Annotated in this window: 11 protein-coding genes; 5 read left to right on the plus strand and 6 right to left on the minus strand. The window is 71.3% G+C overall.

Annotation, left to right across the window (positions count from 1 at the left end):
- Both AC32QD_RS07245 and AC32QD_RS07250 read right to left on the minus strand, forming a co-directional pair.
- Positions 1 to 297: hypothetical protein (locus AC32QD_RS07245; RefSeq protein ID WP_492009819.1), on the minus strand; the 297-nt coding region annotated here is incomplete at its 3' end.
- Positions 298 to 301: 4 nt separating this feature from the next.
- Entirely contained in the window at positions 302 to 604 is a 303-nt protein-coding gene (locus AC32QD_RS07250) for an ElaB/YgaM/YqjD family protein (protein ID WP_492009820.1), read from the minus strand.
- Positions 605 to 919: 315 nt separating this feature from the next.
- Here AC32QD_RS07250 and AC32QD_RS07255 point away from each other — a divergent pair, with 315 nt between their 5' ends.
- The 5 genes from AC32QD_RS07255 to AC32QD_RS07275 are packed head-to-tail and all read left to right on the plus strand — an operon-like array spanning position 920 to position 5,209.
- Positions 920 to 1,309: a MaoC family dehydratase gene (locus tag AC32QD_RS07255; protein WP_492009829.1), complete on the plus strand. Its 390-nt coding sequence runs from the start codon at positions 920 to 922 to the stop codon at positions 1,307 to 1,309.
- A gap of 50 nt (positions 1,310 to 1,359) precedes the next feature.
- Positions 1,360 to 2,310 (plus strand): bifunctional riboflavin kinase/FAD synthetase, encoded by a 951-nt coding sequence (locus AC32QD_RS07260; protein WP_492009821.1) that lies wholly within the window; start codon positions 1,360 to 1,362, stop codon positions 2,308 to 2,310.
- Positions 2,311 to 2,335: 25 nt separating this feature from the next.
- Positions 2,336 to 3,676, plus strand: a complete 1,341-nt coding sequence (locus AC32QD_RS07265) for an MFS transporter (protein WP_492009822.1) — start codon at positions 2,336 to 2,338, stop codon at positions 3,674 to 3,676.
- A 10-nt stretch (positions 3,677 to 3,686) separates the two neighbouring features.
- Positions 3,687 to 4,160, plus strand: a complete 474-nt coding sequence (locus AC32QD_RS07270; protein WP_492009823.1) for a YcgN family cysteine cluster protein — start codon at positions 3,687 to 3,689, stop codon at positions 4,158 to 4,160.
- The gene (locus tag AC32QD_RS07275; RefSeq protein ID WP_492009824.1) at positions 4,160 to 5,209 is read left to right on the plus strand and encodes a threonine aldolase family protein; all 1,050 of its coding nucleotides are present in this window, start codon (positions 4,160 to 4,162) and stop codon (positions 5,207 to 5,209) included. The genes AC32QD_RS07270 and AC32QD_RS07275 overlap by 1 nt, the downstream gene beginning before the upstream one ends.
- A 9-nt stretch (positions 5,210 to 5,218) precedes the next feature.
- Here the strand turns inward: AC32QD_RS07275 and AC32QD_RS07280 are convergent, their stop codons facing one another.
- The 4 genes from AC32QD_RS07280 to AC32QD_RS07295 all read right to left on the minus strand — a co-directional run.
- On the minus strand, positions 5,219 to 6,013 hold the full coding sequence (locus AC32QD_RS07280; protein WP_492009825.1) for a class I SAM-dependent methyltransferase: 795 nt from the start codon (positions 6,011 to 6,013) through the stop codon (positions 5,219 to 5,221).
- A gap of 67 nt (positions 6,014 to 6,080) precedes the next feature.
- Complete coding sequence (locus AC32QD_RS07285; protein ID WP_492009826.1) at positions 6,081 to 7,043, minus strand: MBL fold metallo-hydrolase; 963 nt, start codon at positions 7,041 to 7,043, stop codon at positions 6,081 to 6,083.
- Positions 7,044 to 7,224: 181 nt separating this feature from the next.
- Positions 7,225 to 7,866: a TerC family protein gene (locus AC32QD_RS07290; protein WP_492009827.1), complete on the minus strand. Its 642-nt coding sequence runs from the start codon at positions 7,864 to 7,866 to the stop codon at positions 7,225 to 7,227.
- 161 nt (positions 7,867 to 8,027) lie between these two features.
- The coding region (locus tag AC32QD_RS07295; protein ID WP_492009828.1) for an Hsp33 family molecular chaperone HslO at positions 8,028 to 8,223 on the minus strand (196 nt) is incomplete at its 5' end.

The following is an 8,223-nucleotide window of genomic DNA, read 5'->3' on the forward strand; positions in this document are numbered from 1 at the left end:
GATCACCGCGTCCTGCTCCAGCCCGCCGCGGTCCGGGGAACCGGGCAGCTCGGGCGACGGCGGACCGGCGACGCGCGCCACCAGCAGGACGAAGAGCGCCACCACCAGGTAGATCCCGCCGACCGAGAGGCAGGCGTAGAGCGCGCCGACCCGCGCCGCCAGCGCCATGTAGAGCGCGGCGGTGCCGAACCCGAAGGCGATCGCCACCAGCACCGCGACGATACACCCGGCAAGCGCATTTCTCACGGCCCGCCGCACCGCAGCGCGCAGGCCATGCAGGATCCGTCGCAGGATCATCGGCTCAGCGGCGCGTCAGCCAGCCGACCAGAACGCCCAAACCGGCGGCGATCGCCAATGCCTGGAGCGGCTTGTCGCGGATGAAGTCCTCGGCGTCGTGCTCGACGCGGCGCGCGGACCCGGCAAGGTCCTCGGCCGCAGCACGGCCGCGCGCCCGCAACTCGGTCACCTGGCCCTTGGTCAGATCGCCGAGCGTCTTGGTGATCTGCGCCACGTCCGAGCGAAGCCGCTCGATCTGCTTGGTCAGGTCGTCCTGCTTGGCCAGGTTTTCCTGCGATGCAGCAGCGGGGGACCGCTGTTCAGCCATTTCCACCTCCCTTGAGGTCTGAAACCACGTCAATTCTACACGAGAACGCAGCGCGGCGCCCGAGGTTCCTGAAAGCGTCGTGCTGCTGCAGGCGGAGGGGCGCGCCACGATAGCCAGGACCGATTGTTCTCTGAGCGACACGACAGGGGCAACTTAGTTGCGCAAGTTTGTTGCCAAAGCGCCTCGCCGTGGTCTAAGTCTGCTGCGATGCAACAGCGTGTACCGGACCGTCCCGAGCCCGACCGTTCTCCTGCGGAGATTCCGTCCCAGGACATTTCCCGGGGCACGATCTGCATCGAGGACCTCGCCGTCGGCATGACGCGCGAGCTGACCAAGACCGTTGCCGACCGTGACATCCGCCTGTTTGCCGAGATCTCGACCGACCGCAACCCGGTGCATCTCGACGACGACTATGCGCAGCAGACGATCTTCGAGGGGCGCATCGCCCACGGCATCCTGACTGCGGCCCTGATCTCGGCGGTGATCGGCGAGCAGTTGCCCGGCCACGGCACGGTCTATCTCGGCCAGACGCTGAAATTCCTCGCGCCGGTGCGCCCGGGCGACGCCGTCACCGCCCGCGTCTCGGTCAGCGCCATCGACTATGCCAGGCGCCGCGTCACCCTTGATTGCGTCTGCCTCGTGGGCGAAAAGGCGGTGCTCAGGGGCGAGGCGCTGGTGCTCGCGCCCTCGAAGAAGTTCGACTGAGGGGCCCGACCCCGGTCGGGATGCGACGCCGAGGGCGGGCGAGGGCGGCAATGCAGGTCATCAAGGGCTTCGAAGGGCTGGGGGCGGAGCAGCGCGGCGCCTCGGCCGCGCTCGGCAACTTCGACGGCGTGCACCTGGGCCACCAGGCCCTGATCGCCGAGGCCGCCCGCGCCGGGCAGCCGCTCGAGGCCCCGCTCGGCGCGATCACCTTCGAGCCCCACCCCCGGCGCTTCTTCCAGCCCGACGCCCCGCCCTTCCGCCTGACCACCGCCGCGGAGAAGGCGCGCCTGCTCGCCGGCCTCGGCGTGCGGCGCCTCTACGAGCTGACATTCGACCAGGCGCTCGCCGCCATGGAGCCCGAGGACTTCGCCGCGCAGGTGCTGGCCCGCGGGCTCGGCCTGCGCCACCTGATCGTGGGCGAGAACTTCCGCTTCGGCCGCGCCCGGCGCGGCGACGCGCGGCTCCTGCGCAACATGGCCGGCGCGCTTGGCTTCTCGGTCTCCATCGCGCATCTGGTCGAGGGGCCCCAGGGCCGCTACTCGTCCACCGCGGTGCGCGTGCAGATCGAGCAGGGCCAATGCGAGGAGGCCGCCCGCCAGCTCGGCCGCTGGCACGCCGTGCGCGGCGCCGTGCTCACAGGCGACCGGCGCGGCCGGGCGCTGGGCTTTCCCACCGCCAACCTCGCCTTCGGCGAGCAGATGGTACCCCGCCACGGCATCTACGCCGCCCGCGCTGAGATCCTCGACGGCCCGCATGCGGGCGTGCGGGACGGCGTCGCCAGCATCGGCGTGCGCCCGACCTTCGGCGAGAACGCGGCGAATTTCGAGGTACATCTGTTCGACTTCGACGGCGATCTCTACGGCGCCGAGATCTCCTGCGGCCTGGTCTCGTTCCTGCGCCCCGAGGCCCGCTTCGACTCGGCCGAGGCGCTGGTGGCGCAGATGCGCCTGGACGCCGAGCTGGCCCGTCACCGCCTTGCCCACGCGCGCATTTTCGACTGAAGGCGCCGCCCGCGCAGGAGCCCCGATGCAGCCGCCGGTCGCCAACCAGTTCGCACTCCTCGGCACAAGGCGTTTCCTGCCCTTGTTCCTCGTCCAGTTCCTGGGCGCCTTCAACGACCAGGTCTACCAGAAGGCCTTCGTCGCGCTGGTGACCTATCGCCTGGCCGAGCGCGTCGGCGCCGACGTGGCGATGCTGGGCGTGATCGCCTCGGCCCTGTTCATCCTGCCCTTCGCCGTGGTCACGCCCACGGCGGGCCAGCTTGCCGACCGCGTCGACAAGGCGGTGATGATGCGCTGGGTGAAGGCGTGGGAGGTGGTGGTGATGGGCCTCGCGGTGATCGGGTACCACATCGAGAGCATCGGCTTCCTCTTCTTCGTGCTGTTCCTGATGGGGGCGCAGTCGGCGGTGTTCGCGCCGATCAAGTACTCGGTGCTGCCGCATTACCTGAGCGCGCGCGAGCTTCTCGGCGGCAACGGCCTGGTGCAGGGCTCGACCTTCATCGCCATCCTGTTCGGCACCATCCTGGGCAACGAGCTGATCCTGACCGAGCACGGCGTCGCCGTGGTCTCGGCCGTCGTCGTCGCCGTCGCCATGGCGGGGTTCGCGGCCAGCCTGTTCGCGCCCCCGGTGCCGCCCGCCGGTGCGCTGCGCCCGGTCGACTGGCTGTTCCCGCGTGCCATCTGGCAGCTTCTGCGCATCGTGGTGCGCCGGCGGGCCGCGTTCGGCGTGGTGCTGCTGATCTCCTGGTTCTGGTTCCTCGGCGCGACCTTCCTCTCGCTGCTGCCGGCCTATACCCGCGACACGCTCGGCGGCGACCAGGGCGTCCTGACCGTGCTCCTGACCGCCTTCTCGGTCGGCGTCGCCATCGGCGCGCTGCTGGTCGAGCGGCTGGGCCGCGGCGAGGTCAGCCTGCGCCTCGCCCCGATCGGCGCGCTCGGACTTGCCGTCATGGCGATCGAGTTCTGGTTCGCCACGCCCGCCCGGCCGCTCGCCGCCGCGCCCGCGCTGGTCGACCGCGCCGGCTTCTTCGCCACGGCGGCAGGCTGGCGCATCACCATCGACTTCGTGGTCATCGCCGCCTTCGCCGGGCTCTATGTCACGCCGCTCAACGCGGTGCTGCAGGCGTTGGCGCCCCGGCGCCGGCGTGCCCGATACATCGCGGCGGCGAACGTCGTGGACGCCACGCTGATCGTGCTCTCGGCCGCGCTCAGCGGCGGGCTGCTCGCGCTTGGCCTCGCGCCTGGCGATATTCTTGTGCTACTGACGCTGACCGGCTTCCCGGTGGCGCTGGCCACCGCCCGGCAGATCCCCGGCAGCCGGCTCGGCCGCTTCGCCGCGACGATCTGGCCGCCAGGCCCGCAGTAGAAGGCTCGCGATGAACCGCCCGCCGAAGACGCGCAACACGCTGCGCCCCCGCTTTTGGGAGCGCCACGCCCTCGACGAGCTCAGTCCGGTCGAGTGGGAGGCGCTGTGCGACGGCTGCGGCCGCTGCTGCGCCATCAAGCTCGAGGACGCCGACACCGGCGAGGTGCACTACACCGACGTGGCCTGCCGGCTGTTCGACCCGCAGACCTGCCGCTGCGGCAACTATGCGCACCGGGCGAAGCTGGTGCCGGGCTGCGTCGTGCTCACGCCCAGGCGCCTGCCGCGGGTGGCCGACTGGCTGCCCGGGACCTGCGCCTACCGGCTGCTGCACGAGGGCAAGCCGCTCTACGACTGGCACCCGCTGGTCTCGGGCGATGCCGACTCGGTGCACCGCGCCGGCATCTCCTTGCGCGGGCGTACCGTGCCGGAATACGAGGTCTTCGAGGACGAGCTCGAGGATCACATTATCGACGAGGAGTTCTGATGTTCTTCGCCTCCGACAACGCCGCCGGCGCCCACCCCGCGATGCTCGAGGCGCTGCGCCGGGCCGCCGAGGGGCCGACCATGCCCTACGGCAACGACGCCGTGACGGCCCGCTGCGAGGCGAAGCTGCGCGAGGTGTTCGAGGCGCCAGAGGCCCGTGCCTTCCTGGTCGCCACGGGAACGGCGGCGAACAGCCTGGCGCTGGCGACGCTGTGCAACCCCTGGGACACGGTCTATGCCCATGCCACCAGCCATATCGAGAACGACGAGTGCGGCGCGCCCGAGTTCTTCACCGCTGGCGCCAAGCTGACGCTCTTGGCGGGCGAGGGGGCGAAGATCGACCCCGACGACCTCGCCGCGAAGCTCCGCGCCGCCGCGCCGCACGACCTGCACAACGTGCAGCCCGGAGCGCTGTCACTGACCCAGGCGACCGAGCTCGGCGCGGTCTATACGCTCGAGGAGACCCGCGCGCTCACCGGCATCGCCCGCGCCGCGGGGCTGCCCGTGCACATGGACGGCGCCCGCTTCGCCAACGCACTTGTGCGTCTGGGCTGCACCCCGGCCGAAGCATCTTGGCGCGCGGGCGTCGACGTGCTGTGCCTCGGCGCCACCAAGAACGGCGCGCTCGCATCGGAGGCGGTAATCCTGTTCGGTCCCGCCCGCGCGCGCGAGTTTGAGCTCAGGCGCAAGCGCGGCGGCCACCTGTTCTCGAAGATGCGCTTCGTCGCCGCGCAGATGGAGACGTATCTGACCGATGGGCTTTGGCTCGAGGCCGCGGCGCATGCCAACGCGCGCGCTGCGCGCCTGGCCGCCGGCATCGCTCAGTCCCCCGGGTCTCGCCTGCTGAACCGGCCCGAGGCCAACATCGTCTTCGCCGAGATCCCGCTGGCCGCGCACCGCCGCCTGTGGCAGGCCGGCGCGCGCTACTACCCGCGCGCAACGCCGCCCGAGGGCGCTCCCGGCGACACGCCCGTTCCGGCCCGCCTAGTTTGCTCGTTCCAGACCACCGAGGCCGAGGTCGACCGTTTCCTGACCCTGCTCGGCGGCTGAGCCGGCGCCTCAGCCGTGCGCCGCGCGCACGAACAGGTAGTCGCCGTCGGGGTGTTGCGATGCGGAAATGACCTCGGCGATTCGCCCGGTCTCGATGTCGCGCGCCAGCTGCTTCAGCCCGCGCACCATCTCGTCCGGGTCGGCGAGGCTCGCGAAGCTCGAGCTTGCCGAGCGGAAGCGGGCGTCCAGATAGAGCTCCGGCCTCAGCTTGCCGCTGTAGAGGAAGCGGTCTTCGAGGTCGGGCCGCACCGCGTAGGGCTCGCTCTCGATGCGCCCGAGCCCGGCAGCCGCAAGCGCGGCCCGAACCGCCTTGGGCGCCGGCATCCGCCCGATCGAGCGGTCCATCAGGCCGGGAAAGTAGCGCCCCAGCCAGTAGCGCCGCATCTGCGCGGGCGTTGAGGTGAAGATGACGAGGCGCCCGCGCGCGGGGTCGAGCACGCGGCCCGACTCGCGCAAGGCAGCGGCGAAATCGGACAGGTGGTGCAGCGAGAGCACCGCCACGGCGCCGGTGAAGGTGGCGTCTGGAAACGGCATCGCCTCCGCAGGGGCCTCGCACCATTCGACCCGCTTCCCGCCCGGCTTGGCCCGCGCGGCCCCGAGCATCGCCGCCGCGGGGTCGAGCCCGGTCATCGACGCGCCTTTCGCCGCCAGCGCAAGGGTGTAGTTTCCCGTGCCGCAGCCAATGTCGAGAAAGCGCGCACCCGGGCGCAGGCCGACGAGTTGCGCCAGACGCCCGGCGATCCATGGGTCGGCCCGGCGCGTCGCGTCATAAGCCGCCCCGATGCGGTCGTAGAGCGTCGCCATGCACCGAGATTGCCGCTCGCCGGTCACGCGGGCAATCGCCGTTCGGTTTCGCTTCGCAACGACGCCGTCAGCAGCCCTCGACGCATTTGCCGGCGCTGTCGAACCCCATGGTCCGCCCGCTTAGCGGCACATAGGCCGGCACCTTGACTGCCTTGAGGAAGGTTTCGGTGCGCGTGCCGGCCAGCACCTTGCCGCCTTGCGTTGCCGCCTCATTGGCATGCGAGGGGATCACCGAGGCCGGCCTGACCATCCGGTCGATCACGTAGGCCGCCTCGGTCGGGCCGGTGGTGTAGACGTCGCCGATATTCATCACCGCGAGCTTGGCGTGGTAATAGCCATGCACCACCAGGTCCTGATCGGCGGTGAAGCCGGTGTCGCCCGAGAGATAGGCCACCAGCCCGTTCGAGAAGGTCACCACGAAGCCGGTCGGTGGCCCGACATCGCCGGCGATGCCGGCCGCGGCCATCTCCTTGCCCAGCGTGCCGCCGATCAGCGCCGGCGCCACGCCGTTCGAGTGCGTCGCGCTCACCGTGGTGACGGTGACGCCGGCCACGGTGCGGCTGGAGCCGAAGCGGGCCAGCACCGATTTCGCCGGATCGCCGCCTGCCGCCTTGAGCTTGGCGGCGAAGAAGGCGGGCATCTCGCTGCCGGTGACGATGCTCGCGCCCTTGGCGACCGCGATCTTCACGACGTTGGTCTCGGGCGTGTCGTCCACCGACAGGTCCGGCTTGGCGCAGCTGCCGGCACCGGGGCGCGGGATGTGCCGGTCGCCGACATGGTCGCCGTGCATGTGGCTGACCAGGATCACGTCGATCCTGCCCAGCCGCGGGTCGTTCGGCCCGGCCACGGTGCGGCCGGGGTCGTAGAGGATGCGCGTGCCGTTCGGGTCCTCGAAGATCATCGCCCGGTCGAGCGCGCAGAACTCGCCGTCCTGCCCGCCGAGTGGCGTGACCCTGACGACCTGCGCCGCCGCAGCCAGCGGCAGCACGGCCAGCACGGCCGCGGCAATCGAAATCAGACTCCGTCTCATGGTCGATCCTCCTGCGCCGTCCCGATCTGCTCCCCTTGCAGTGCGGGTCGCACCGGAGGCGGCCGGCCCGCCCCGCAGGTCGCGTGCCGTCCGGCGCCTGTTCCGTTCCGAGTTCGCTTCCCGCCCAGTTCCCCGGCGATGAGCTAGCTCGGCGCGGCCGACTCTCAAGACGGCGCCGCGCCTAGTCTCCATGCACCGTCAGGTAGACGTCGACGAAGCCCTCCTCGATCATTCTCAGCGCGACGATCAGGATGATGCCGAGCCCGACATAGGCGATCCAGCGATGGCGCTGGAGCAGGTCGGCGATCATCACCGCGGCGGCGCCCATGAGCACGACCGACAGCGCCAGGCCGAAGACCAGCACGATGGGATGCGCGTGCGCGGCGCCGGCGACCGCCAGCACATTGTCGAGCGACATCGAGACATCGGCCAGCACGATCTGGCAGGCCGCCTGGTAGAGCGTCTTGCGCGGGGCGCGGGCCGCGACCGTCCGCCCGGCGGCCGGGTCGCCGTCGGCGGGCGCCTCCTGTGCCTGCCCGCCCTCGCGCAGCTCGCGCCACATCTTCCAGCACACCCACAGCAGCAGGATGCCGCCGGCGAGCATCAGACCGATGATCTCGAGCAGCTCCACCGTGATCGAGGCGAACCCGATGCGCAGGACGGTGGCGGCGGCCAGTCCGATCAGGACCGCCCGGCGGCGCTCCTCGACCGGCAGGCCGGCGGCGGCCATGCCGATCACCACGGCATTGTCGCCCGCCAGCACCAGGTCGATGAAGACGACCTGCAGGAAGGCTGCGAGGGCCTCGGAGCCGAGCCAGTCCATCCGCGCGTCCTATCCAGGCCCGGATGAGCGCGGCCGACCGGGGGCACGGCCCCGCCTGCATCGGGCGACGGCCGGCGGCCGCCCCGCCGCCGGGCGCACGCCCGCGTGTCGGCAGCCGCCGCAGCGCTCTCGGGACAACATACGCATTCCCGGCACCGGGCCTAGCGGCGCCGCGTGCCGTCGAGGTTGCGCGTCGCCTCGGCCCCCAGCATCTCGGGGTCGAACTCGTAATGCGCCGAGCAGAACTGGCAGTCGGCGGTGACGCGGCCGTCCTCGGTGGTCATCTCGGCGATGTCCTGGGCGGTGTACTGCGCCAGCGCGCGGGCGACACGCTCGGCCGAGCAGGTGCAGCCGAAC

The organism is Thermohalobaculum sp. (assembly GCF_058622915.1).

Coding starts and splice junctions, on each gene's coding strand:
- AC32QD_RS07250 (WP_492009820.1), bottom strand. CDS start 604: ATGGCTGAACAGCGGTCCCCCGCTGCTGCATCGCAGGAAAACCTGGCC.
- AC32QD_RS07255 (WP_492009829.1), top strand. CDS start 920: ATGACGCGCGAGCTGACCAAGACCGTTGCCGACCGTGACATCCGCCTG.
- AC32QD_RS07260 (WP_492009821.1), top strand. CDS start 1,360: ATGCAGGTCATCAAGGGCTTCGAAGGGCTGGGGGCGGAGCAGCGCGGC.
- AC32QD_RS07265 (WP_492009822.1), top strand. CDS start 2,336: ATGCAGCCGCCGGTCGCCAACCAGTTCGCACTCCTCGGCACAAGGCGT.
- AC32QD_RS07270 (WP_492009823.1), top strand. CDS start 3,687: ATGAACCGCCCGCCGAAGACGCGCAACACGCTGCGCCCCCGCTTTTGG.
- AC32QD_RS07275 (WP_492009824.1), top strand. CDS start 4,160: ATGTTCTTCGCCTCCGACAACGCCGCCGGCGCCCACCCCGCGATGCTC.
- AC32QD_RS07280 (WP_492009825.1), bottom strand. CDS start 6,013: ATGGCGACGCTCTACGACCGCATCGGGGCGGCTTATGACGCGACGCGC.
- AC32QD_RS07285 (WP_492009826.1), bottom strand. CDS start 7,043: ATGAGACGGAGTCTGATTTCGATTGCCGCGGCCGTGCTGGCCGTGCTG.
- AC32QD_RS07290 (WP_492009827.1), bottom strand. CDS start 7,866: ATGGACTGGCTCGGCTCCGAGGCCCTCGCAGCCTTCCTGCAGGTCGTC.